The organism is Acinetobacter sp. TSRC1-2 (genome assembly GCF_049895885.1).
Lineage (GTDB): Bacteria > Pseudomonadota > Gammaproteobacteria > Pseudomonadales > Moraxellaceae > Acinetobacter.
Map to the genome: position 1 here is coordinate 91,285 of NZ_JAFCTF010000004.1, position 22,753 is coordinate 114,037.

A 22,753-nucleotide genomic window follows, 5' to 3' on the forward strand; every position below is an offset into this window, starting at 1 on the left:
CAAGGCAAAACTAAATTTAAAAAATACAGTTTTTGCAATTTTTCTTAATTTACGCAGTGGACGAGTTTTGCGATGAAAAGCCTTTAAATAACTTATTTAAAGTCTTTGCAAGGAACAAAACGAAATTCAAATATTTGATTTAAAAAGATAAGACTCGGCCGTAAATGATCTAAAAGCTAAGGAGTTTATGGTAAAAGCTCTTAACTGATCCGCCTTACCTACTCTAGGAGCTTTTTTATTATTTAGAATAGTTAGGACAATGTTGAGTACAAACCATATCCAGCAATTAAAATTAGAGTGGCACCGCAAGCCCCTAACAATTTATGGTAAATATTGGATTTAGATAAACGATTAAAACTCAAATAAATCATGGATAAAGTGGCAAAATCAAGCACGATCCAACTTAAAGTTAGAATCCCCAGACTGATATTTAAATAAGGGGTAATCTGTACAAACTGAGGGAAAAATGCAGCAAAGAAAATAATATCTTTAGGATTAGAAATACCAACCCAGAATCCCCGTTTAAAACCACCATTCATTGAATTGGATTTTAATTGTGATGGTGACTCATCTTGGTTAGAAAACCACACTTCCTTTAAAATTTGAAAGCCTAAATAAGCAATATACACACAGCCTAGAATTTTAATGCTGTTGAACCATTGCTCACTAATATCCAGAAAACCTTTTAGAACCAAAATGGAAACAGTGATTAAAATCAGTGAGGCAAAATTGGTTCCAAATATCGTTTGCAAAGCTTTGCGATAACCCCCTTTGAGTCCCGCACTTGCGACCAGCATCATGACGGGTCCAGGCGTGGCAATCATGATAATGACCGCCATGCAGTACAACAGATATTCTGCGATATTCACTTTTCCCACACTTTAAATTTTTGAAAATTCAAATAACAATGATCTGTTTAATCTTCTTCCATCATCTGCAATAAATTATGGCTAATACCATCAGCACGTAAAAAAGCGAAATCATAACTTGCTGTAGCTAAAGCCAGTACGCGACGTTCAAATTCCTGCCAGAGTGGTTTCACCTGTTTATCTTGAATCCCCAAACCACTTTCTTCGGCTAAATTTTTATTCTTCTCACAAATTTTAAGTGCGTGATAAAGCTTGCGACCCTTGGAGGTATCCTCACGCAAACGCACCCGTTTAGATAAGACGAATCCCTCTACATGATGCAAATCGGCATGCGGTAACATGGGTACTAAAATTTGATCCAGTTGCGCATCCAGACGCTTCCAGACCGCAGTGTGCTGTTCAGGTGTATAGGTATTCCACTGGATCACTTCATGGTTAAAGCGACGGCAACCACGGCATACTGAATCACCAAATACCGTAGAACAACGCCCTACACATGGGGTCAAAGAAGCAATTCGACGGTCAGTACTCAAAACACACTCCTGCACAATTGAGAAATCAATAAAATCATCTAACAAACGCTTTTAATTCAAGATCGATTTGATAAATGACAGCCTATATCGGCATCTTTCGCTTAATAACCATATTTTAGTTATGGTTTTCTCGCTTATTCATACAATTCACGTTAAAATACGCGCCTTGAATTTTGTCCTATCATAATACATTTGGAGTATTCCATGAACGCTACTGTAGAACAGCTTGCACCTGTAGAACAGCAAGCGACCACAAGTTGGGTTGTTGCCGCACTATATCAATTTAAAGAAGTTCAAGATCCTGCCGATCTTCAACAACGTCTTTTAGACTTGGTCAACAGCATTAACTTGTGTGGAACTCTAATTGTAGCCGGTGAAGGTATTAATGGTACTGTGGCTGGGGATCGGGAAGCGATTGACCAAATTCATGCCTTTCTTTTGAATGAAGGCTTTAACGCTATGGAATACAAAGAATCTCATAGCGATGATAAACCTTTCCGTAAAATGAAAATCAAGCTCAAAAAAGAGATTGTAACTTTAGGTGTAGAAGTTAAACCACGCGATTTAGTCGGGCATTACCTAGATCCTAAAGAATGGAATGAACTAATTGCACGTGATGACGTGATTCTGGTCGATACACGTAATGACTACGAATATAAAGCAGGTACATTCAAAGGCGCGGTTGACCCTAAAACAGAAACTTTCCGTGAATTTCCAGAATATGTAAAACAAAATCTTGCACAGCATAAAGACAAGAAAATTGCGATGTTCTGTACTGGTGGGATTCGTTGTGAAAAATCAACTTCTTTATTGCTTCAGGAAGGCTTTAATGAGGTTTATCACCTAAAAGGCGGTATTTTAAAATACCTGGAAGAAACGCCTGCTTCCGAGAGCATGTGGGAAGGTGAATGTTTCGTCTTCGATGGCCGTACTGCTGTTACTCATGGAGTAGAAGAAGGTCAGAACATTAAGTGTCATGCATGTGGATGGCCTTTACTTCCTGAAGAAGCTGAACTTCCAAGTTATGAACATGGGGTATCATGCAAATACTGCATCGAAAAAACCACCGAAAAGCAAAAAGAAGGTTTCCGCATGCGTCAGTCTCAAATTGCAGCTGCTAAACGAAAACGTCTTTAAACTTAAATTTGTAAAGTTATATAAATAAAGCTCTCATTTGAGGGCTTTTTATTTACCTAAAATAAACAATAACTAAAAAAATATCACCAAATTTCACTTTTAATGCTTACTAAGTCTCAAATAATTTGATAACCTGAGATTAAAATCAAAAACAACACTGTAACTCATTAATTTTTAAAGTAAAAAATTAAACATATAACGTGAAAAAGGAGTTAAATTATGCCAAAATCAATTACTCGTTCGGTCAATTATACTAGACGTGTTGACTTTGTACGTGGAAAAAATCATCAACAAATACAAGAAATAAAAATACTTTTAGATCAACAATCTCATCTTTTTATTGTGACCTTGGGAGCGGTGATTGGCACTATTTTATCAATCTTTATTGCCTACCACTTAAAACCGAATCTATTTGAATATGCGATGCTCAGTGTGATTCCTTTTGCACTTTCGTATAGTTTAAGAAAAGTTTATATTCACACTCTAGTCCATAGTCAGGAATAAGCAAATTTAATGACTTGGCTTTACTTTACCCTACACTAAATAAACTTTAGGATAGTTTTGATATAATTATTATTTTTATAAACTTATGAATTTGACTGAATGGATTATTTCCATTATGGAACAATTGGGCTACTTCGGTATTGCTCTATTAATGTTTCTCGACAATGTTTTCCCTCCGATTCCTTCGGAAATTATTATGCCATCCGCTGGATATTCTGCATCACAAGGGCAATTGCTTTTAACTGGCGTGATTATTGCGGGTTGCATAGGTTCCCTGATTGCTGCGGCTATACTGTACTGGGTGGGGTATAAATTTAATCACGACAGTATTTTCCGTTTTGTAGATCGCTACGGCAAATATCTTTTTATAAAACCTAACGATGTCAAAAAATCTCTGGACTGGTTTGAACACTATGGGCACCGGATCGTTTTCTTTGGTCGCATGATTCCTGCAGTTCGTTCACTAATCAGCATTCCAGCTGGCATGAGTCACATGCCCTTCGGGAAATTCATGTTCTACAGTAGTCTCGGTACGATTATCTGGACGACTTTTCTGGCCTGCATGGGTTTTTACTTTGGCGAAAATCAAGTTTTGATGCATCAAATTTTTAGCCAAGTCGGCTACATCATCATTGCTATTGTGGTAATGATCCTCGGCTGGATTGTATACCGTAGACATCAGCGTAAAAATCGTCCATCCTGATCACAGGTTCTCATCAGGAGACTAAGACGATGTCGCATTATCTTAAATATTTTGCAGCCGTTTATAGTATTGCCTTGATCCTGCTGGTCAGCATCTTAATTTATGGTCTGAAACTCGGTGCTATTACCCTGCTGCCTGGCCTGATCGCTTCAGCTTTTCTAAGTGCCCGACATTTTGTCAAAAAAGAACGGCGCTTACCAAACGACAAAGAAAAAAACAAACTGGTCTGGGGATCAACAATAGTCGCCATGAGTCTGGGCTTTATCGTCATGTTTAGCCTGATTTTTATGCATCCACGTGCTGAGGAAATGCTGATAATAATAAGTCAGGCCGGGAGAGCCAGCTATTCATTGCTAGTGGCGGTTGCCATTGCTTTACATGGGCTGATCTTTCATATCGCCTATAACGGCTATGCCCGATATACTTTAAATAAATTTAGATAAGTTTTTATGATGAACTTTCCCCTACCCACTACGAAAATGGAAATTCACGCATAAAAAAAGCACCTCAAAAGGTGCTTTTTTAAAACTTGTCTAAATGAGTTTGGTGGGTGATACATGAGCCGCGATTACAGCGGCGCAAGGTGTACCCTTACCCTGGCGTGTGGTACATAAGATAAATTTCATTTAAGTTTTCTGGAATTTCTTCAGCAATTTCGTCCATAAGCTGACCATTGCGACGGAAAGATTCCATTTGTGGATCTTCATCATCCACGCCACTGAACACCATCATTGGTAAAGTTAAATCTACCAGTTGTTCTTCATGTTCAGGTGTGAACCAGGCATCTTCGTTTAAGAACATGGCATCAACGAAACCAACACTCCAGTCGCCTAAACTTGATTCAACATCCGCTTCTTCAATTTCAAAAGGAAATTCAATTCCTTCTTCATTGGCCAAGTTTTGACGAATTGCTTCTAACCATGCTTTTATTTGAGCAATCATTTCGGCAGGAACTTTCTTTTGATTGTTATCGAAAAGTTCATCGAGCCATTTATCAAAAGTTGGTCCAACAGCAGTTGCACATAAAAAACCATGAGTTGCCGCAAAATCTAGACCGTGTTCATTTTGGTCGCCGTCTAGATATTCGCTCAATAGGTCTAAATCTAAAGCACTCATTTAAAATCCAAGTTCAGTAAAATAACTGCGGATAGCATAGCATTTTAGCCGGCTATGCCAAATCACAATTTAGTCTTCTTCATCATCAAAGTCGTCATCATCATCCAGATCGTAATCAAAATCTTTCAGTTCACGCTCCAAACGACGTTGTGCGAGTAAATCGTCAATCAGACGACGCTTTTCCAAAGACTCTTTAGCACTAATTTTGCTTGAGGCTTCATCAAAGCTGACATCATCATCACTGAAGCTATCATCTAGTTCAAAATCTGTAGAAGACACTAAAACTACCTCATGGTGAAAAAAGTGAATGGGTCTAGGCGCTATTTATCTTTGTTCGGAAATCTTGTCAAGTTTTTTTTAATTTTTTATATAACAAACTCAATTTACTCTTGTTTTTTGACCCTAAAATTGTGTATTTATTAGCATGCAGAATTTTATTCAGAATGTATGCAGAAAACCCGGTATATTTTGAAGGCATTCCATTAAACGCACTTGAAAAATAAAATTTCAACCCAATATTGAAAACAATTGTTAAATCAAAGTCATCTTTCTAAATGATACTTGACCAATCAATTCAAAACAATTTTAAGCGAATTGTGCTATTATGCACGGTTTTTCACTGCCACTGATTCAATGAAGAGTAAGCAAAGATGAGCGATATGACTTCCCCTACTTCTCAAGTAGCGGCTCTGATTAGCCGAGGCAAAGAGCAAGGTTACTTAACTTACGCTGAAGTTAACGATCATCTCCCAGACTCGATCACGGAAAGCGAACAGATTGAAGACATTATTCAAATGCTTCAAGACGTTGGCATTCCAGTGCATGAACGGGCGCCTGAATCTGATGACACCATGTTCGACGGTAATAACGCTGAAGCAACCGATGAAGTCGCTGAAGAAGAAGCGGCAGCCGTTCTTGCTTCAGTTGAAAGCGAACCTGGTCGAACCACGGATCCAGTACGTATGTACATGCGTGAAATGGGAACGGTTGAACTTTTAACACGTGAAGGCGAAATTAGCATTGCTAAACGCATTGAAGAAGGTATTCGTGACGTTCTTCATTCTATTGCGTATTGGCCAAATGCAGTTGAAGTTGTATTAAAAGAATATAACGATGTTACCGAAGGTGAACGTCGTCTTGCTGATATTTTATCTGGATATTTAGATCCAGAATCTGATGAAGAAATTCCAGAAGTTCTAGAAGTAGCGGAAATTGTTGTTGAAAAAGCTGAAGCTGCAACTAAAACGACTAAAGATGTAAAATTGGATGATGACGAAGAAGAAGAAGCTGAAAGCGATGACGAGTCTGAAGCCGAATCAGGTCCAGATCCAGAAATTGCCCGTATTCGTTTTACCGAATTAGAAGATGCGTGGAAATTAACCAAAACTGCTATTGAAAAACATGGTCGTGATAGCAAACAAGCAGAAGAAGCGCTTCAAGCACTGGCAACCGTGTTTATGATGTTTAAATTTACCCCGCGTTTATTTGACATCATTTCAGAAATGATTCGTGGTACGCATGAACAAATTCGTACCGCTGAACGTGAAGTAATGCGTTATGCAGTACGTCGTGGTCGTATGGACCGCAATCACTTCCGTACTTCGTTCCCGGGCCATGAATCAAATCCAGCCTGGTTAGATGAACAAATTGCTAAAGCACCTGCTGAGCAAAAAGTTTATTTAGAAAAAGTACGTCCAGATGTGCTTGCATTCCAACAAAAGATTGCAGACATCGAAAAAGAACTGGGTCTTGATGTTAAAGGCATTAAAGATATTTCTAAACGCATGTCGATTGGTGAAGCCAAAGCCCGCCGCGCGAAAAAAGAAATGGTTGAAGCAAACTTACGTCTGGTAATTTCAATTGCGAAAAAATATACCAACCGTGGCTTGCAATTCCTTGACTTGATTCAAGAAGGTAACATCGGTTTGATGAAAGCCGTAGACAAGTTTGAATACCGTCGTGGTTATAAATTCTCGACTTATGCAACTTGGTGGATTCGTCAGGCGATTACACGTTCTATTGCCGATCAAGCACGTACCATTCGTATTCCAGTACACATGATCGAAACCATTAACAAGATCAACCGTGTATCACGTCAGCTTCTTCAAGAAATGGGTCGTGAACCGACGCCTGAAGAATTGGGTGAACGTCTGGAAATGGACGAAGTTAAAGTGCGTAAAGTACTCAAAATTGCCAAAGAGCCGATTTCCATGGAAACGCCGATTGGTGATGATGAAGATTCGCATCTTGGTGACTTCATTGAAGATGGCAACATCACTTCTCCAATTGATGCGGCAACTTCAGAAGGCTTAAAAGAAGCGACTCGTGAAGTACTTGAGAACTTGACTGAACGTGAGGCGAAAGTCTTGAAAATGCGTTTTGGTATTGATATGCCAACTGACCATACTTTAGAAGAAGTCGGTAAACAGTTTGACGTAACACGTGAGCGTATTCGTCAGATTGAAGCCAAAGCATTACGTAAATTACGTCATCCTTCTCGTTCTGAACACTTGCGTTCATTCCTAGAAAACGACTAATTCTTGATGATACCAATGGGGACTTGAAAAGTATTCGAGTATCCCCATTTAGTATTCGGAAGACATATAACGCCTGCATTCATGCAGGCGTTTGATATAAGGGGACTACTATGACCATGTTAGACCGTACGCCATCTCGCGAACTTCAAGAAGATCTTTGGGTTTTCCCTATGGATTATCCAATCAAGCTGATTGGGGAAGCGAGTGATGATTTACATGTCGCTGTTGTAGAAATTTTAGTGAAACACTTCCCTGACTTTGATAGCACGAGTATTAAAATTCAAGTATCTCGCACAGGTAAATATCACTCTTTAACTGCACAACTGCTTTTCTTGGAACTTGAACAAGTTCATGCGCTTTATGCCGATTTAGCCGCATGTCCATTGATTAAAACAGCCCTTTAAGACAAATAAAAAAACACGCTAAGCAGCGTGTTTTTTTATATCTACAAAAAACCATTAAATCCCTTCCAACAAAAATGGCAAATCATCTGGGTATCATCCCCTATCCAAGCATGATTTCATTATAATCATTCATAATATTTAAAATTCTTTAAGGACGCACTTGACGTGACTGATGCTGTTCTAAAACCAACACTGATTATTCGTCAATTTAACCAACTCACGCCCTATCCAGATCGTTTCCAGGACATGAAAAATTTGACTGAAAACCGTGATGAAAATACCCCAGATGAACTGTGGATTTTGCAGCATCATGAGGTTTTAACTCAAGGTCAGGCAGGAAAGCCTGAACATATTCTGATGTCCAGCAACATTCCTGTGGTACAAACCGATCGTGGTGGACAAGTCACTTGGCATGGGCCGGGTCAACTGGTTGCCTACTTCATGTTCGACCTAAACCGTTTAGGCTGGAATGTCCGTACTTTAGTGTCTTATGCAGAAAACCTCATGATTGAACTGCTCAAGAAATACGGGATTGAAGCCTATGCCAAACCGGATGCACCGGGGGTTTATGTCAATGAACGTAAAATTGGCTCTTTAGGCTTTAAAATCCGTAAAGGACGCAGCTATCATGGACTCGCACTGAATATTGATTGCGACCTGTTTGGCTTCCATACCATTAACCCATGCGGTTATGCAGGACTGGAAATGGTTCGTGTCATGGACTTGCTTCCGAACTACCCGCACTTTAATGATTTATGTACGGATATCATTGAAACTTTAGACAACAGCGGTTACTTTAATCAAGTCCAAGTCATGCAACAATAACTTTGCTTTTGACATAAAAATAAATTAGAGTATTTACTCTAAATTAATAAAGTATTTTTTAGATAAGGGATGCGCGAGTGATTTCAACCAAATCCGTAAAGCCCGCTTTACAACTGACCTACGTCAAACTCATGATGGATGTGATTGGCAGAGGTCTGGTAATGGCGAGTCAAGTCGATAACGAAGTAAAACAGGAAGTCTCTAACTTCCCTGTCGGTTTTGTTCTATCGATGAAAGTATTTCCCAATGGCCCGGCTTTTATTGCGAAAGTCACGGAAGACCATCAATTAAAATTACTAAAATCTGTAGACATCAAGCCTGATCTAACCATTACCTTTAAGCACTTAACCCATGCTTTTCTAGTCTTTTCTTTCCAGGAAAGTACTGCACAGGCATTTGCTCACGACCGCATGATTGCCGATGGTGATGTGTCAAACGCCATTCGTCTGGTCCGTTGCTTAAATAAAATGGAATCACTGATTTTACCTAAACTTCTGGCGGAGCTTGCTGTAAAACAATATCCAACTGAATTGAGCCTAAAACAAAAACTCACCGGAGCTGCAAATATTTATTTGAAACTAGCTCAATCATATTTTAAACGGAGTGCATAACATGGCTAAGCCTTATTACGAATTTTTCTGCCCAGTAAAAGTCATCGCAGGTCATGCCGCGTTAGAACACATTCCCTTTGAACTTGCGACTTTGGGTGCCAAACGCCCACTGATCATTACCGATAAAGGCGTACGCGCAAATCATTTACTGACTCCAATCGAAGCCGCATTTGAATCTACTGATGCCGTGATTGGTTATATTTTTGATGATGTTCCACCCGATTCAAGCGTACAAACCGTGCGAAATGCAGCAAAAGCGTATCGCGATAATCATTGTGATGCGATTATTGCGGTAGGCGGCGGTTCAGTGATTGATACTTCCAAAGCGACTAACATTTTGGTGACTGAAGGCGGTGATGACTTACTGAAATTTTCAGGTGCGCATAATCTTCCGAAACCGTTAAAACCATTTTTCGTGATTCCAACAACTTCGGGCACGGGTTCAGAAGTGACCATGGTGGCTGTGGTTTCCGATCTTGAAAAGAATGTCAAAATGCCATTTGCATCTTATTACCTGATGCCGCATGCAGCAATTCTCGATCCGCGTATGACACAAACCTTGCCACCGCATTTAACTGCCATGACAGCGATGGATGCATTGACCCATGCGGTTGAAGCGTATACCTGTATGGCTGCGAATCCAATTAGCGATGCTTATGCCACTGCTGCAATCAAAAAGGTCAGCAACAGTTTGTTCAATGTACTCGACAATCCAACAGATGAGTTTGGTCGTCTAGAATTGGCTCAAGCTTCTACCATGGCAGGTATCGCCTTCTCTAACTCAATGGTGGGCTTGGTGCATTCATTAGGACATGCCTTGGGTGCAGTTGCGCATCTACCGCATGGTTTATGCATGAACCTGTTCCTTCCTTATGTACTCGAATACAATAAAGAAGTGAATGGCGACAAAATTGCAGAATTATTGCTTCCTTTAGCGGGTGCAGATATTTACGCCCAAACGCCTGCCCACTTACGTGCAGATAAAGCTATTGCAACGATTCTAACCATGCGTGATCGCTTATATACCCTGACCAAATTACCGCGTACTCTACGTGAAACAGGTAAAGTGTCTGAAGCACAATTAGATGAAGTCGCAGACAAAGCATTAAATGATGGTTCTATCATTTATAACCCGAAAGAAGCCACCTTAAGCGATTTAAAATCTATCTTAAAAAAGGCTTGGTAATTACTGAAAAATAAGCCAATATAGCCAAAATTCAAGCCTGATGTTTTTTTAAGCATCGGGCTTTTACTTTGTGGAAAATTCAAGCTAAATTTTTATATCGAATGGCATATTTTCTGCATTAAAAATTTATAAAGATACTGGCAAAAGATACCAAACTAGAGTAGATTGGCGCACTTTGTTTTATTCGTATAGGGGGGATCGTTCGTCTCAAACGATCCTTATAAACATGACTGATCCTTGATCAACGATTAAGAGGATAACGCCGTTGACTAATATCTCTGGGACTCAATCGGCAGCTAAACTGCAAAAAACGCTGGGACTCTGGCACATCATTATTATTGGTTTAGCTTATATTCAACCAATGACGTTATTTGACACTTTCGGTCTGGTATCGGAAGAAAGTCATTTTCACGTTCCGACTTCCTACATTATTGCCCTGATTGCAATCTTGTTTACCTCGATTAGTTATGGTCATATGATTCGTCGCTACCCGTCTTCGGGTTCGGCCTATACTTATGCCCAAAAATCGATTCACCCGAATGTGGGTTTCATGGTGGGATGGTCATCTTGGCTTGATTATTTATTGTCGCCAATGGTCAACATCATTCTTGCAGTTATTTACCTGGAAGCTTTGTTCCCGGATGTCAATCACTGGGTGTGGGTGATTGTACTCACGGCATTTATGACCGGCGTTAACTTAAAAGGTGCGCGCTTTGTGGCGAACTTCAACAGTATGATCGTTTTCGTGCAGTTGATTGTGATTGCTGTATTTACCTATTTGGTTTACACCAAGCTACAAGCAGGCTTTAATGCCGATGGTCCAATCACAGCTGAGCAACGTTATCAGCTGTGGAGCCTGGAACCGTTCTGGAATGAGCTGACTTCAGTGGGCGCACTCATTACTGGTGCAACTTTACTATGCTTCTCATTTACCGGTTTTGATTCCTTAAGTTCACTTGCAGAAGAAACTAAAGATACTGAGAAAACCCTACCTAAAGCCATTTTCTTGACTGCCTTAATTGCCGGTGTGATCTTTATTATCAGCACTTACTTCATGCAAGTTTACTTCCCGAATGATCCGAAAACATATTTTGAAGATATTGCAGCGACTCAGCCAGATATTTTAATGCTTGTTGGGGGTTCACTGTTCCAGTCTTATGTACTGACTTTCGCGATTGTGACCGTTATGGCTTCAGGGATCTCTGCGCATGCAGGTGTATCGCGCTTGATGTATGTGATGGGCCGTGACGGCGTCATTAACAAGAAAATCTTTGGTCATATTAGCCCTAAAAGCTATACACCAAACTACAATATCCTGATTGTAGGTGTAGTGGCATTAACTGCAGGTTTCATGGATTTAGACATTGTGATTTCCATGATCAGTTTCGGTGCTTTGACTGCATTTACCTTTGTGAACCTGTCGGTGATTTCGCGTTATGCATTACGTGATGGCCGTACCAAAAACCTCAAGGATATTTTTAATTTCGTCATCATTCCTCTACTGGGCTTTATCAGTATTTTTGCGATGTGGCTGGAGATTGAAGATACGGCATTAAAATTCGGTTTATGGTGGGCGATGTTCGGTATTTTATACCTGGGTTATAAAACCAAAGGCTTTAAACACCCTGCTCCACAACATAACGAGTTTGATGATTCTCATTAATGCGTTAATTCACTGCATAAAAAAGACGCTTCATGCGTCTTTTTTCTTGGCTTAATGATTGATTTAATTTAGCAATTAAGGCCTATTGAGGCTGAATTTTTTCATTAAAGAAATTGAAGCTGCTTTCTATTACAAACTAATTTATTGTTACCGTATTTTTTTAATTTAAGCATAAAAAAGCTGCTTGTAAGCAGCTTTCATCAGTACTGGATTTTAAACTAAAGCTTCAAAACCTTGCTGACGCCAAGCTTCATACAAAATCACAGCAGTGGCATTGGATAAATTGAGACTGCGAGAAGTTGGTGCCATGGGCAAACGAATCCAGTGTTCTTTAGGGAACATCATGCGAATATTTTCAGGCAAGCCACGTGTTTCGGGCCCCATCAATAATGCTACTGGACGGTTTAAATTTGAGGTATGTGGCGTTTCAACACCTTTCGTGGTTAAAGGATAGATCGCATCATTTTCAATTCCTTGTTCTTTTAGATGAGCCACACATTCTGCAAAGTTTTCCCAAACTTTCATATGTGCCCATTCATGATAATCCAAGCCTGCACGTCTGAGCTTTTTATCATCCAGCTCAAAACCCAGCGGTTTTACCAAGTGCAATTGCGCACCGGTATTGGCACATAAACGAATAATATTCCCTGTATTTGCAGGAATTTCTGGCTCGTACAATACGACATGAATCACGGGAGTTCTCTACTTTAAATAAAATGACAAGCTTTATAAGGGTCTGTTAACATTTCATAAATGGCTTGCGTTGTAGACTAAAATTGAGCAGACAAGGGTGAAATGCAAAGAATGGTGGTTCCATTTTTAAATTTCATGACGCAGTCTGAGATAATTTTAGCTGCAACCCTTCGGGACTAGAGTATTTTTTGATGCTACGTCGTTGTGAACTACGCACTTAGAATGACTAAATATTGTATTTCACGCCTCGTATCCTCTAAAAAATACTCTTAGTCGCAAACATAGACGAAATCTCAACAGTCCCTAAGCTTGCCACTGCAATTGTTCGCGCAATTTTACCACTTCACCAATAATGGTCAGGGTGGGCGCTTGAATTTGATGTTCTGTCACTTTAGAGGCGATATCCGCCAAAGTTCCCACCACAACCTTCTGGTCTGGTGTCGTTCCTTTAGAAATAAGCGCAACCGGCATATTCGGACGTTGGCCATGGGCAATCAGTTGGGCACAAATTCTTTCTAATCCCACCAAGCCCATGTACAACACCAGGGTTTGATTTTCATACACCAGTTCACTCCACGGTAACTCTGGTGAACCTTCTTTCAAATGTCCTGTCAGGAAACGAACACTTTGCGCATAATCACGGTGCGTTAAAGGAATACCGGCATAGGCTGAACAACCCGAAGCCGCCGTAATCCCCGGTACCACTTGAAAAGCTACACCTGCAGCAAAGAGTTCTTGAATCTCCTCACCACCACGACCAAAGATGAAGGGATCACCGCCTTTTAAACGGCAGACACGCTTACCTTGCGCTGCGTATTCCACCAATAAAGCATTAATACCATCTTGGGGAACGCTATGATTTGAACGTGCTTTGCCGACATAGATTTTTGTCGCATCACGGCGGCACAAGTCTAAAATGGGTGGTGACACCAAACGGTCATAAATAACCACATCCGCCTGTTGCATCAAACGCAGTGCTTTTAAGGTCAACAGTTCAGGATCACCTGGGCCTGCACCGACCAAATAGACTTCACCTTTCGGTGTTTTCCACTCAATTAAGGCTTGTTCAATTAAACGATCGGCTTCAGCAATGTTGTCATTAAACACCTGTTCCTTGAGTGGACTAGCATATAAGTCTTCCCAAAAAATACGGCGCTCATCTGGATTTTCAATTTTAGCTTTGACTGCAGCACGCCATTTACCAGAAAAATCAGCCAGCTTGCCCATTCCATGTGGAATACTGGCTTCAAGCTGTGTTCGAATTTGACGGGATAAAACCGGGGATGTGCCATTGGTCGCAATAGACACCACCAAAGGTGAACGGTCAATAATGGCTGGAACCATAAAACGACAATGCGGTGGATCATCCACACTATTCACCAATATTTTTTCAGCTTCACAGGCTTCAAAAACTTGGATATTGGTCGCCTTATCATTGGTTGCGGCAATCACCAAACGGTAATCACGTAATGGAATATCTGGACTAAAAGGCGCTTGGACATATTGCCCTTGGCAGGCTTTAACAATCTCAAGCAAATTACTTTCAATTTCAGGTGCTATCACGTGAATGACTGCACCTGATTTTTCCAAAAGTACCGCTTTTCGATAAGCAATATGTCCACCACCGACAATCAGACAAGGTTGCTGTTGCAACTTTAAAGAGATTGGAAAGATATCCACGAATTACCTCAGTATTTTTAAATCTGACTGTCTTAAGCAATTTTCATGCACAAAACTGTGCCGTTTATCAATTTATTGATTAATCCTGGGATTAATCAATAAATTCTGCACCACCCATATATGGACGAAGTACTTCAGGAACTTCAATAGAACCGTCTGCACGTTGATAATTTTCCATCACCGCAAGCAAGGTACGCCCCACTGCCAAACCAGAACCATTCAAGGTATGCACGAATTCAGTTTTCTTCTGGTCTACACGGTAACGGGCTTTCATACGACGTGCCTGGAAGTCGCCCATGCATGAACAGCTTGAAATTTCACGATAGGTATTTTGACTTGGCACCCAAACTTCCAAATCATAAGTTTTGATCGCACCAAAGCCCATATCCCCACCACACAGGGTGATTTTACGATATGGCAGACCTAAAGCCTGCAAAATGCCTTCAGCATGACCCGTCAACTCTTCTAAAGCCTGCATGGAGTCTTCAGGTTTAACAATCTGTACCATCTCAACTTTGTCGAATTGGTGTTGACGAATCAAACCACGGGTATCACGGCCATACGACCCAGCTTCACTACGGAAACATGGGGTATGCGCTGCATATTTTAGTGGTAAACGGTCTGGATCAACAATTTCATCACGCACGAAATTGGTGACAGGCACTTCCGCAGTCGGAATCAGGTAATATTCTTTTTCGCCTTGAAGTTTGAACAGGTCTTCTTCAAATTTAGGCAACTGACCTGTACCACGCAAAGAATCCGCATTCACCAAATAAGGCACATAAGCTTCGGTATAACCATTTTTTAGGGTATGGGTATCGAGCATGAACTGTGTAAGCGCACGTTGTAAACGTGCCAATGGACCTTTAAGAACACTGAAACGCGTACCGGTTAATTTGGTCGCAGTTTCGAACTCCAGACCGCCCATCCATTCACCGAGGTCAGTATGATCTTTAATTTCAAAATCAAATTGACGCGGCGTACCCCATTTTAAAATTTCAACGTTGTCGTCTTCATCTTTACCCTCAGGCACAGATTCATGCGGCATGTTTGGAATACTTAACGATTTGGTTTCAATTTCATTTTGCAATTCAGCAAGCGCAACTTCAGCCGCTTTAATTTCATCACCAATCGCTGACATACGTGCCATGATTTCAGATGCATCGCCACCAGATTTTTTAATTTGGCCAACTTGTTTTGCACCCGAATTACGTTCTGCCTGTAAAGCTTCAGTTTTCGACTGAAGCTCTTTACGGCGAGCCTCAAGTGAAGCCCACTCTTCTACATTCAGCTGTACACCACGTTTTGCCAAGGCTAAATTTACAGCCTCAATATTATTTCTGATTAATTTCGGGTCGATCATAGCCAATCTTTTGCAAAGAAAAAAACTGGCTATAGTGTAAGCGCTAAACAGCAAAAAAGACAGTGACCGGGCTTACAGCTGTGCCTTATTAAAGCAAATTTCACCGAATTAACCCAAAATTATAGGCTTGGATACTTCGGCAAACTTGGCAGATATTCCGCTTTAACCAATTTGGTCAACGCAACATAAGGCAAGGTAAGTTCGGTCATCCCTTCTGCATAGGAAGCCAACTCATATAGAGGATAGACAAATACAATCCCGTTGGCACCAAAGTAAAAATTATCACTTAATTTTAGCTTTTCTCTTTCTATACTGTGCTGATCTAACCAGAGTGAATTTGAATCATACAAGCTATCTAATACTTGCTGCTCTGCACCTTTCACCAGAATATCTTGTAGCGCCAAACGTTTCTTGTTTTTCAAATCAAAATTCACAAATTCCTGATGATACATACCATGTGCCGCACCTGCAGAATAGGTATAAGTCTGGATAGCAAAAGTAGCCTGATCATATTGCTGGCTGACAAAGCGAATATAGGTCGAACTTTGACTTAAGTTAGGATTCGCACCCTCAGAAGTATTGATTTTTTGATTCGGTGCGGTTGAAAAGGCAATCGGATCGGCTTTTTTAACCCGATCAATAAAATAAGCATCTATCCATTTAACCTTCGTTTCAACCGTTTGAATGTCATATTGCATGCAACCTTCAGCCTCACACGCTTCAGGTTTAGTCAACTTCACAGGAACAACTTTAGCTTGAATTAATGGAATGAACTCAGACTTTTCTTGCTTTGTTGTTGCTGCCTGTTCAGCTTGTGGTGCAGGTCGTTCCTGACACCCCGTCGTCATCAGTACAGCGAAAGAAACAGGAAGTGCCCAGAGCCATTGTTGATTCATGCGTATTTTCATCTTATATTAACAACCTACTACCTTTTATCATGCCCCTGCACTATACAAAGCTCAGTAACTAAATGAAATTTTAAATATGTATCTTTAAAAAAGTTAAACTAATCGTGATGAATAAAAATTAAATTTACTTTGTCTATAAAAGCATCGCTATATTTTCAGCGAAATATGAACGAAAAAAGCAGCCACGGATGACTGCTTCTAAACAACAATTACTTAATTAAATTATTATAAATCAATTCATTACTGATCAATAATATCCGTACCTTTAGGCGGTGCAAAATTAAAGGTTGATGCTGGAATTGAAGGATTCACTTTCACGTTATTGAATCGAACATACGTGGTTTGACCCAGTGAATCTTCCAAAATCATTAAACTTGGTGCTTTGTTGACACCAAAACTAATGGTTAAGCTTTGGAATGCACCATCACGGTCTTTAGGAAGCAAGGTGTAATAAGTCTTGCCTTTATCCGGTTGCGTTACCCGGTAAGATTGCATAATCTGGCTGGTATTTCCCGACAATAACAAAGCTGGCGTGTTCGCTACTTGGTCATCCAGACTTTGACGAACTGCTTGTTGCAAGTCAGGGTCATAAATCCAAACGGTTTTACCTGAAGTCACAATAGTCTGTTTTGAGGGACTGGTGGTTTCCCAGAAAAACTTACCAGGACGGGCAACCTTCATTACACCTTTAAAGGTCTGATTCATATGTTGTCCGGTTAAGCCTTTTTTCTGAGCTACTTTACTACCCGAAGTCGCTTTGGTCATTTGTTCAAAATTTGCTGACAAACTACGGATATTACTTAACTGTTTGACCAAATTGTTGGTTGCTTGCTGCTCCGACGCGGCAACAGGCGCAGCAAAAACAGTAGTACTCATTATCGGTGCAAGCGTTGCTGTACCTAATGTCATAGCACATAGGGTTTTACGAAGCATTTTCATCTCATCACCTTTTTATTTGCTGTATAACAATTTCTTCAATGTGCCATCTTAAACCAATTTTTCTTTGTAATAATTGAGAAAATAAGAAGTTTTGTATTGTTATTAATGTTCAATGTAGACTTTTCTACATCATGATGAAGACTCAGATTATTTTTAACCAATTTACAGGCATAAAAAAACCCACATCAACTGTGGGTCTTTTTTCTATTTAAGCTTACGCTTCAACAGATACGTAGCGACGACCAAACTGGCCTTTCACTTCGAATTTGATCACGCCATCAGCGGTAGCAAATAAAGTATGGTCACGGCCCATACCTACGTTTGTACCAGCGTGGAATTCTGTACCACGTTGACGAACGATAATGTTACCAGCAGTCACAGATTGACCACCGTACATTTTAACACCTAACATTTTAGGGTTCGAGTCACGACCGTTACGTGTCGATCCACCAGCTTTTTTAGTAGCCATGTTTCATAATCCTCGTAATTAGCCTGAAATAGCAGTAATTTTCAACTCGGTAAACCATTGACGGTGACCTTGTTGTTTACGGTAATGTTTACGACGACGCATTTTAACAATACGGATTTTGTCGTGACGACCGTGGCTAACTACTTCAGCAGTTACTGTAGCACCAGCAACAACTGGAGCACCAATTTGAATGCTTTCGCCGTTTACAAGCATTAATACGTCATCAAACGTAATAGTTGTACCAGTTTCAGCTTTCAACAATTCTACTTTAAGGGTTTCACCCTCGATAACACGGTGCTGTTTACCACCGCTTTGGATTACTGCGTACATAATGTACTCCAAACATGCCCGTGTCGTCGTGCCGATAAAGGAATATACCGATCTTAATACGAGCGCCACTGGGGTATATATAAGGGCAAACATATTAAGTGATAATAAATCAAACGACAAGCCATTTTAGCGTTTTTTTTGCGCTGATCGAGTGTTTATTTTATAAACAATCAAAAGCTAAAAAATAAATTACTTTTCAGATCGGAATCTTACACTTTATAAAATGAAATAGATTTTTAAAATCAATTCGCTACTATAAACTACGCCATGCCAGCTCAGTTACCTATGGGGAGGGTTATGGGTATTAGCACTCACTTAAAACTATTTGCTTAGTCAGGATTTAAGCAATTATATTAAGATCTTAGCTATATCATCAGATATAGTTGTTACACTATATAATAAGCAATTCAATTTTTAGAGGTTTCTCTTCATATGGCCATCGACTTTAAGCAAGATATTCTCGCTCCTGTTGCTTCAGACTTTGCTGCGATGGACACTTTTATTAATGAAGGGATTACTTCAAAAGTTGCCTTAGTCATGGCGGTAAGTAAACATGTGGTCGAGGCAGGCGGTAAACGTATGCGTCCGATCATGTGTTTATTGGCGGCAAAAGCGTGTGGTGCGACCGATATAGAACGTCAGCGTAAATTGGCTGCGATTATTGAAATGCTACACACCGCGACGCTTGTGCATGATGATGTGGTCGATGAATCTGGATTACGTCGTGGTCGTCCAACCGCAAATGCCACCTGGAATAATCAAACGGCAGTTTTGGTTGGTGACTTCCTAATTTCACGTGCTTTTGATTTATTGGTCGATTTAAACGATATGACCTTACTTAAGGATTTCTCGACCGGAACCTGTGAAATTGCTGAAGGTGAAGTTCTACAATTGCAAGCACAACATCAGCCTGAAACCACGGAACAGACTTACCTCGATATTATTCATGGTAAAACTTCGCGTTTATTTGAGCTGGCCACTGAAGGCGCAGCCATTTTAGCGGGTACTCCGCAATACCGTGAACCACTGCGAATTTTTGCCGGTCATTTTGGCAATGCCTTCCAGATTATTGACGATATTTTAGACTACACTTCCGATGCTGAAACATTAGGTAAAAATATTGGTGATGATTTAATGGAAGGGAAACCTACTTTGCCATTAATCTCTGCACTGCAAAAAACCACCGATGAAGAACATGAAATTGTTCGCCGCAGTATTGCAACCGGTGGTACAACCCAATTAGAACGTGTCATTCAGATTGTGCAAAACTGTGGTGCACTGGATTACTGCCGCCAACGTGCAACTGAAGAAACTCAATCTGCGCTGCAAGCTTTGGACGCGCTGCCTCATAGTGAATATCGCCAAGCACTGATTAATCTGACTCAACTTGCCTTAAACCGAATCCAATGATGGATTCTGAAAAAAATAGACTTAACTCTCGCCTATGCATATAAATTTTAATGATCTATTTTTAAAAATGCAGGAGCAGCTTGAATCTGACCCAGCTGCTCTTGATGACTCCCTGTTAATAGAGCTGGTTAACCGGATTCGGCCAGATGACTCAGCCAATATTGAAGAAATTAACTGCAAATTTCGGGCACTCATACAAGCACTGCTCATTACACCGAATGCAATTTCTACTTTACAGAATTTTGTCTTAAAACTGATTAGCCAATATAAACAGACCAGTTTGTATGCCGATACCGGCATTTTATCCCTCGATGGTTTTTGGAATCAGTTGGCTCAAAGAATAGGCGCTCATTTTTTACCACTGATTAATGACGAAAGCCAACTGCAGGATTTGGTCCGCCGCGTCTTTTATCAACGTAGTGATAAATATTGGCTGGACAGCATTTCTAATGATGATTGGCAAAAGTTATTTGCCTTACTGAGCCAAGGTCATGGCAACCAGGCTGAAAAACTTAAAATTAACAGTGAGCTGATCAAAGCCATTACCGTTCTGTCTTACCGGATTAGCGGGATTGGGCTTTATCCGGAATTTATCAATGCACAACCCGATTTAACGGAATACGAATCGCCTTTTCTGGTACAGAACCGTGAAATTGTCGAATTCATTCAGCATTATAAAAAGCTGTATCAAAATACCGATCCCATGGCAATTATTGCCCCACCCGATGCCTCACAAGCCTTGGTGATGATTGAACAATGCCGTGATGTGGTTTTAAAAATTCGTCGTGCCATCAAACGCATTGGCGTAAGTATCAGCCTGACTTATTTATTATCCCTTTTAGAACAATGTCTGGATCGGATCGAACTGTTAATTAACTTAATTGTTGAAGAAGATGACGTGCGTTATGAATCACTCAGCGCCTTACTGGTGGATATTACCTCTGCCATTTATAGTGAACGCAGTGTTCGTTCTTTACTGGCAAATAACAGTGAATTAATTGCGTTACAAGTCACCGAAAATGCCAGTAAAACCGGTGAACATTATGTGAGTACCGACAAGCAAGGTTTCTGGTCGATGTACAAGTCAGCGGCAGGCGCTGGCGTCATTATTGCCAGCATGGCAACCTTAAAAATATTGTCGGCACGTCTGGTTCTGCCCCCCCTGATGCAGGCCTTTGTCTTTAGCATGAACTATTCACTCGGTTTCATGTTGATTCACGTGCTACATTTCACCGTTGCCACCAAACAACCTGCCATGACCGCAGCTGCACTCGCAGCTACGGTACAGCATCAAAAAGGCTCTAAAACTGCACAAATTGCGGAACTTGCAGCCCTGATTATTAATATTATCCGAACCCAGTTTATTGCCATTCTTGGCAATATTTCCATCGCCATTCCTACCGCTGCAGTCATTACCCTGCTCTGGCAATACGGAATGGATGAACCGCTGCTGACTCACTCCAAGGCGGCCACCACCCTAAACTCACTCAATCCGTTTACTTCACTCGCCATTCCCCATGCAGCCATTGCGGGCGTTTGTCTGTTTTTCTCAGGTTTGATTGCAGGTTATTTCGACAATATGGCGGTATACCGCAAGGTTGGCCCACGCTTAAAAGCGCATGCCCAATTAAAACTGTTATTAGGTCAAGAACGTTTAAATAGTTTTGCTGCATATATTGAACGAAATTTAGGTGCCTTGGCAGGAAACTTCCTGTTTGGGATTATGCTCGGAAGCATGGGAACCCTTGGTTTTATTTTGGGTCTTCCGCTAGATATTCGACATATTGCGTTTGCTTCAGCCAACTTTATTCAAGGCTTGCTTAATATTAATGGCAGTCCTGAAATTGGCTTGATTTTTGTATCTTTTTTAGGGGTATTGTTAATTGGCCTGACAAACTTATTTGTCAGTTTCAGCCTGACCATTATTGTGGCACTACGCGCACGCCGCGTGCGTTTTGAACAATGGAAACCATTAGCTAAACTAGTGCTTACCCATTTCTTAACCCGTCCGAGTGACTTTTTTTGGCCACCTAAGATTCCTCTTGAAGTGGAAGAATCTCCGCTATCACAAAAATCCGCTTACAAGTAATTGGTTATTTTTTATTTTACTTTACATTAAAAAATCGGTAAAAAAGAAATCAGCATAATTTACACACCCTTGAAATAAAGTGTACTGATGAGTACACTTTAAACATGAATTAGTCATGCTCCAATCGGCTAAGATAACAAAGGTTCCTTACATGCCGTCCCTATTGCTTTATGTAGGATTTTTCTTATTTATTTTCAGTGTATTAATGCTTTTTATGCCCTCACTTAACCCGTTCGATTTAGCTATGGTTGAATGGATGAGCCAGCATCGTACAGCGCAATTAAATACGATATTTATCACACTTTCTGCTATAGGTGGTATGCCATTTGTGCTATTTTTAACCACAATCTGGTGTTTACATCAAGCCTGGTATAAAAAATATACAAATGTTGTTTTTACAAGTTTAGGGCTTATAGGAAGCATTGCTACGGTTTGGTTGCTCAAATATATAATTTCAAGACCTCGCCCGCCCGAAATGTATCATCTGGTTCAAAGCTATGGTGCTTCATTTCCCAGTGCGCATAGTGTTTATGCAGCTTCTCTGGGTTGTCTTGCAATTTATCTAAGTCAAAAACATCCAAAGCACCAGCTTATTTGGCTGTGTGCTTTTATATGGTTGTTGATCATGGGAATTTCAAGGATTTACCTTGGGGTACATTTCCCCTCTGATGTCCTGGCTGGTTGGAGCATAGGTTTTATTTGGATCACACTACTTTATATGCTGTACGTCAAATTCAGTAGAGCGAAAACAAATTAATTTTTAGATAAAAATCTAATCGAGGTG

Annotated in this window: 24 protein-coding genes; 13 read left to right on the forward strand and 11 right to left on the reverse strand. The window is 40.4% G+C overall.

All coding sequences use genetic code 11. From position 1 onward, the window contains the following. Positions 1-251: 251 nt before the first annotated feature. Together ACP69Y_RS06195 and ACP69Y_RS06200 are read right to left on the reverse strand one after the other, a co-directional pair. Positions 252-869 (reverse strand): LysE family translocator, encoded by a 618-nt coding sequence (locus ACP69Y_RS06195; RefSeq protein WP_425917084.1) that lies wholly within the window; start codon positions 867-869, stop codon positions 252-254. Between the two features lie 47 nt (positions 870-916). Beyond that, positions 917-1,402, reverse strand: a complete 486-nt coding sequence (locus ACP69Y_RS06200; protein WP_425917086.1) for a DUF1289 domain-containing protein — start codon at positions 1,400-1,402, stop codon at positions 917-919. Positions 1,403-1,606: 204 nt separating this feature from the next. Here ACP69Y_RS06200 and ACP69Y_RS06205 point away from each other — a divergent pair, with 204 nt between their 5' ends. From ACP69Y_RS06205 to ACP69Y_RS06220, 4 genes are all read left to right on the forward strand, one after another. Continuing rightward, positions 1,607-2,539 (forward strand): rhodanese-related sulfurtransferase, encoded by a 933-nt coding sequence (locus ACP69Y_RS06205; protein ID WP_425917088.1) that lies wholly within the window; start codon positions 1,607-1,609, stop codon positions 2,537-2,539. A 219-nt stretch (positions 2,540-2,758) separates the two neighbouring features. Continuing rightward, on the forward strand, positions 2,759-3,043 hold the full coding sequence (locus tag ACP69Y_RS06210; protein ID WP_425917090.1) for an FUSC family protein: 285 nt from the start codon (positions 2,759-2,761) through the stop codon (positions 3,041-3,043). An 85-nt stretch (positions 3,044-3,128) separates the two neighbouring features. Then, positions 3,129-3,746, forward strand: coding sequence for a DedA family protein (locus tag ACP69Y_RS06215; RefSeq protein WP_425917092.1), 618 nt, complete (start codon positions 3,129-3,131; stop codon positions 3,744-3,746). 29 nt (positions 3,747-3,775) lie between these two features. Continuing rightward, complete coding sequence (locus ACP69Y_RS06220; protein WP_425917094.1) at positions 3,776-4,189, forward strand: ABZJ_00895 family protein; 414 nt, start codon at positions 3,776-3,778, stop codon at positions 4,187-4,189. 148 nt (positions 4,190-4,337) lie between these two features. On the opposite strand, the gene ACP69Y_RS06225 is transcribed toward ACP69Y_RS06220, so the two are convergent. Then, a complete protein-coding gene (locus ACP69Y_RS06225; protein WP_425917096.1) occupies positions 4,338-4,862 on the reverse strand; it encodes a YecA family protein in 525 nt (174 codons plus the stop codon). A gap of 69 nt (positions 4,863-4,931) precedes the next feature. Then, positions 4,932-5,141, reverse strand: coding sequence for a PA3496 family putative envelope integrity protein (locus tag ACP69Y_RS06230; protein ID WP_067723989.1), 210 nt, complete (start codon positions 5,139-5,141; stop codon positions 4,932-4,934). A gap of 371 nt (positions 5,142-5,512) precedes the next feature. Here ACP69Y_RS06230 and rpoD point away from each other — a divergent pair, with 371 nt between their 5' ends. The 6 genes from rpoD to ACP69Y_RS06260 all read left to right on the forward strand — a co-directional run bounded on the left by rpoD (position 5,513) and on the right by ACP69Y_RS06260 (position 12,088). Continuing rightward, positions 5,513-7,399: an RNA polymerase sigma factor RpoD gene (gene rpoD / locus ACP69Y_RS06235; protein WP_425917098.1), complete on the forward strand. Its 1,887-nt coding sequence runs from the start codon at positions 5,513-5,515 to the stop codon at positions 7,397-7,399. A gap of 116 nt (positions 7,400-7,515) precedes the next feature. Continuing rightward, positions 7,516-7,803: a YbeD family protein gene (locus ACP69Y_RS06240; RefSeq protein ID WP_165492585.1), complete on the forward strand. Its 288-nt coding sequence runs from the start codon at positions 7,516-7,518 to the stop codon at positions 7,801-7,803. A gap of 165 nt (positions 7,804-7,968) precedes the next feature. Then, complete coding sequence (gene lipB, locus ACP69Y_RS06245; RefSeq protein WP_425917100.1) at positions 7,969-8,628, forward strand: lipoyl(octanoyl) transferase LipB; 660 nt, start codon at positions 7,969-7,971, stop codon at positions 8,626-8,628. Positions 8,629-8,705: 77 nt separating this feature from the next. After that, positions 8,706-9,239, forward strand: a complete 534-nt coding sequence (locus tag ACP69Y_RS06250; protein WP_425917102.1) for a hypothetical protein — start codon at positions 8,706-8,708, stop codon at positions 9,237-9,239. Between the two features lies 1 nt (position 9,240). Next, the gene (locus tag ACP69Y_RS06255) at positions 9,241-10,425 is read left to right on the forward strand and encodes an iron-containing alcohol dehydrogenase (protein ID WP_425917104.1); all 1,185 of its coding nucleotides are present in this window, start codon (positions 9,241-9,243) and stop codon (positions 10,423-10,425) included. A gap of 265 nt (positions 10,426-10,690) precedes the next feature. Continuing rightward, positions 10,691-12,088 carry an APC family permease gene (locus ACP69Y_RS06260; RefSeq protein ID WP_425917106.1) on the forward strand — a complete coding sequence of 466 codons (1,398 nt, stop codon included), beginning with the start codon at positions 10,691-10,693 and terminating at the stop codon, positions 12,086-12,088. A gap of 213 nt (positions 12,089-12,301) precedes the next feature. On the opposite strand, the gene ACP69Y_RS06265 is transcribed toward ACP69Y_RS06260, so the two are convergent. From ACP69Y_RS06265 to rplU, 7 genes are all read right to left on the reverse strand, one after another. Then, on the reverse strand, positions 12,302-12,781 hold the full coding sequence (locus tag ACP69Y_RS06265; protein ID WP_425917108.1) for a tRNA (cytidine(34)-2'-O)-methyltransferase: 480 nt from the start codon (positions 12,779-12,781) through the stop codon (positions 12,302-12,304). A gap of 303 nt (positions 12,782-13,084) precedes the next feature. Then, positions 13,085-14,461 carry a siroheme synthase CysG gene (gene cysG / locus ACP69Y_RS06270; protein WP_425917110.1) on the reverse strand — a complete coding sequence of 459 codons (1,377 nt, stop codon included), beginning with the start codon at positions 14,459-14,461 and terminating at the stop codon, positions 13,085-13,087. A 91-nt stretch (positions 14,462-14,552) separates the two neighbouring features. Continuing rightward, entirely contained in the window at positions 14,553-15,824 is a 1,272-nt protein-coding gene (gene serS, locus ACP69Y_RS06275; protein WP_425917112.1) for a serine--tRNA ligase, read from the reverse strand. A gap of 119 nt (positions 15,825-15,943) precedes the next feature. Continuing rightward, positions 15,944-16,720, reverse strand: coding sequence for a DUF3298 domain-containing protein (locus tag ACP69Y_RS06280; protein ID WP_425917114.1), 777 nt, complete (start codon positions 16,718-16,720; stop codon positions 15,944-15,946). 252 nt (positions 16,721-16,972) lie between these two features. After that, positions 16,973-17,671: an outer membrane lipoprotein chaperone LolA gene (lolA, locus tag ACP69Y_RS06285; protein WP_425917116.1), complete on the reverse strand. Its 699-nt coding sequence runs from the start codon at positions 17,669-17,671 to the stop codon at positions 16,973-16,975. A 214-nt stretch (positions 17,672-17,885) separates the two neighbouring features. Further along, a complete protein-coding gene (gene rpmA, locus ACP69Y_RS06290; protein ID WP_067723977.1) occupies positions 17,886-18,140 on the reverse strand; it encodes a 50S ribosomal protein L27 in 255 nt (84 codons plus the stop codon). A gap of 18 nt (positions 18,141-18,158) precedes the next feature. Then, positions 18,159-18,470 (reverse strand): 50S ribosomal protein L21, encoded by a 312-nt coding sequence (gene rplU / locus ACP69Y_RS06295; protein WP_067723976.1) that lies wholly within the window; start codon positions 18,468-18,470, stop codon positions 18,159-18,161. A 432-nt stretch (positions 18,471-18,902) separates the two neighbouring features. Between rplU and sdsA the strand changes: the two genes are divergently transcribed. The 3 genes from sdsA (at position 18,903) to ACP69Y_RS06310 (ending at position 22,726) form a co-directional block, all read left to right on the forward strand. Further along, complete coding sequence (sdsA, locus tag ACP69Y_RS06300) at positions 18,903-19,880, forward strand: All-trans-nonaprenyl-diphosphate synthase (RefSeq protein WP_425917118.1); 978 nt, start codon at positions 18,903-18,905, stop codon at positions 19,878-19,880. Positions 19,881-19,914: 34 nt separating this feature from the next. Beyond that, positions 19,915-21,969 (forward strand): site-specific recombinase, encoded by a 2,055-nt coding sequence (locus ACP69Y_RS06305; RefSeq protein ID WP_425917120.1) that lies wholly within the window; start codon positions 19,915-19,917, stop codon positions 21,967-21,969. Positions 21,970-22,120: 151 nt separating this feature from the next. Next, complete coding sequence (locus ACP69Y_RS06310; RefSeq protein ID WP_425917279.1) at positions 22,121-22,726, forward strand: phosphatase PAP2 family protein; 606 nt, start codon at positions 22,121-22,123, stop codon at positions 22,724-22,726. Positions 22,727-22,753 lie beyond the last annotated feature (27 nt).

What these genes read in the sequence shown, in the direction of transcription:
- ACP69Y_RS06205 (WP_425917088.1), top strand. Translation starts at nt 1,607, where the DNA reads ATGAACGCTACTGTAGAACAGCTTGCACCTGTAGAACAGCAAGCGACC.
- ACP69Y_RS06210 (WP_425917090.1), top strand. Translation starts at nt 2,759, where the DNA reads ATGCCAAAATCAATTACTCGTTCGGTCAATTATACTAGACGTGTTGAC.
- ACP69Y_RS06215 (WP_425917092.1), top strand. Translation starts at nt 3,129, where the DNA reads ATGAATTTGACTGAATGGATTATTTCCATTATGGAACAATTGGGCTAC.
- ACP69Y_RS06220 (WP_425917094.1), top strand. Translation starts at nt 3,776, where the DNA reads ATGTCGCATTATCTTAAATATTTTGCAGCCGTTTATAGTATTGCCTTG.
- ACP69Y_RS06225 (WP_425917096.1), bottom strand. Translation starts at nt 4,862, where the DNA reads ATGAGTGCTTTAGATTTAGACCTATTGAGCGAATATCTAGACGGCGAC.
- rpoD (WP_425917098.1), top strand. Translation starts at nt 5,513, where the DNA reads ATGAGCGATATGACTTCCCCTACTTCTCAAGTAGCGGCTCTGATTAGC.
- ACP69Y_RS06240 (WP_165492585.1), top strand. Translation starts at nt 7,516, where the DNA reads ATGTTAGACCGTACGCCATCTCGCGAACTTCAAGAAGATCTTTGGGTT.
- ACP69Y_RS06255 (WP_425917104.1), top strand. Translation starts at nt 9,241, where the DNA reads ATGGCTAAGCCTTATTACGAATTTTTCTGCCCAGTAAAAGTCATCGCA.
- serS (WP_425917112.1), bottom strand. Translation starts at nt 15,824, where the DNA reads ATGATCGACCCGAAATTAATCAGAAATAATATTGAGGCTGTAAATTTA.
- ACP69Y_RS06280 (WP_425917114.1), bottom strand. Translation starts at nt 16,720, where the DNA reads ATGAATCAACAATGGCTCTGGGCACTTCCTGTTTCTTTCGCTGTACTG.
- lolA (WP_425917116.1), bottom strand. Translation starts at nt 17,671, where the DNA reads ATGAAAATGCTTCGTAAAACCCTATGTGCTATGACATTAGGTACAGCA.
- rpmA (WP_067723977.1), bottom strand. Translation starts at nt 18,140, where the DNA reads ATGGCTACTAAAAAAGCTGGTGGATCGACACGTAACGGTCGTGACTCG.
- rplU (WP_067723976.1), bottom strand. Translation starts at nt 18,470, where the DNA reads ATGTACGCAGTAATCCAAAGCGGTGGTAAACAGCACCGTGTTATCGAG.
- sdsA (WP_425917118.1), top strand. Translation starts at nt 18,903, where the DNA reads ATGGCCATCGACTTTAAGCAAGATATTCTCGCTCCTGTTGCTTCAGAC.
- ACP69Y_RS06305 (WP_425917120.1), top strand. Translation starts at nt 19,915, where the DNA reads ATGCATATAAATTTTAATGATCTATTTTTAAAAATGCAGGAGCAGCTT.
- ACP69Y_RS06310 (WP_425917279.1), top strand. Translation starts at nt 22,121, where the DNA reads ATGCCGTCCCTATTGCTTTATGTAGGATTTTTCTTATTTATTTTCAGT.